The 1550-nt window shown below is 69.0% G+C and carries 1 protein-coding gene; it reads right to left on the bottom strand.

Going from position 1 to position 1550, the window contains the following annotated elements:
- The coding region (locus JYJ84_RS36380; RefSeq protein ID WP_205190276.1) for an ABC transporter ATP-binding protein at positions 1-1550 on the bottom strand (1550 nt) is incomplete at both ends.

The following is a 1550-nucleotide window of genomic DNA, read 5'->3' as shown; positions in this document are numbered from 1 at the left end:
CGCCGCGGCGAATCGGCGAGCCCCTTCGCGAGCTCCAGCGCCTGCCGCTCGAACAGCCGGCGATAGATGCCGCCGTCGATCCGGATCAGCGCGTCGTGGCTGCCTTCCTCGATCACCTTGCCGCGATCGAGCACCAGCAGCCGGTCGAGCGCGCGCACGGTCGACAGCCGGTGCGCGACCACGAGCGTCGTGCGGCCGACCATCAGCCGTTCCATCGCCTGCTGGATCAGCAGTTCGCTCTCGCTGTCGAGGCTCGACGTCGCTTCGTCGAGAATCAGGATCGGCGCATCGGCGAGGAACGCGCGCGCGATCGCGACCCGCTGGCGTTCGCCGCCCGACAGCTTGATCCCGCGTTCGCCGACGAGCGTGTCATAGCCGTCCGGCAGCGTGGCGATGAAGTCGTGCGCGCTGGCCAGCCGCGCGGCGCGCTCGATGTCGGCCCGGCTTGCGTCGGGGCGCGCATACGCGATGTTCTCCGCGAGCGTGCGGTGGAACAGCACGGGCTCCTGCTGGACGATCGCGATCTGGCTGCGCAGCGAGTCCTGCCGCACCCGCGCGATATCCTGGCCGTCGATCGTGATGCGGCCGCCCGACACGTCGTACAGGCGCTGGATCAGCTTGATGAACGACGTCTTGCCCGACCCCGAGTGGCCGACGAGGCCCACGCGCTCGCCCGGCGCGATCCGCATCGAGAAATCGTCATACAGCGGCACCGGGTGGTTGTCGTAGCGGAACGTCACGTGCTCGAAGCGGATCTCGCCTTGCCCGATCCGGATGGCCGGTGCGCCGGGGCGATCGTCGATGCCGAGCGGCTGGCGTTCGAGCGCGACGAGCTCTTCCATGTCGTTCACCGAGCGCTGCAGGTTGCGAATGTGCATGCCGACGTCGCGCAGGTAGCCCTGCAGCATGAAGAACATCGTCAGCGCGAACGCAATATCGCCGACGCTCGCCTCGTTGTTTGCCCACAGCCGCAGCGCGACGCCGATCATCGCGGCCTGCATCGCGACGAGCATCGCGCCCTGCAACCCGCCGTTGAGCGTGCCGCGCACCCATGTGCGGCGCGTGCGCTGCCGCCACTTGCCGATCACGCGCGCGAGCCGCGCTTCCTCGCGCGTTTCCGCGCCGAACGCCTTGACGACCGCGTTGCAGCTCACGGCATCGGCGAGCGCGCCGCCCATGCGCGTATCCCACAGGTTGCCGAGCCGGGCGGCCGGCGCGACGATGCCGAGCGACACCGCGACCGTCACCGTGATGTACAGCAGCGAACCCGCGCCGACGACGAGCCCCATCACGGGCCAGTGCGTGCCGAGCAGCACGGTGGCGCCGACGAGCATCGTGACCGACGGCAGCAATGCGATCAGCACGGTGTCGTTCAGCAGGTCGAGCGCCCAGATCCCGCGCGTGATCTTGCGCACGGTCGAGCCCGCGAAGCTGTTCGCGTGCCAGTCGGTCGAGAAGCGCTGCACGCGATGGAACGACGCGGCCGCGATCTCGCTCATCATCGTCAGCGTGAGCTTGATGATGTTCAGGTAGACGCCTTGCCGCAGCAC

Source organism: Burkholderia sp. LMG 13014, assembly GCF_905232215.1.
Lineage (GTDB): Bacteria > Pseudomonadota > Gammaproteobacteria > Burkholderiales > Burkholderiaceae > Burkholderia.
The sequence above is the reverse complement of the archived record's forward strand: the minus strand, read 5'-3'. Positions and strand labels throughout refer to the sequence as shown.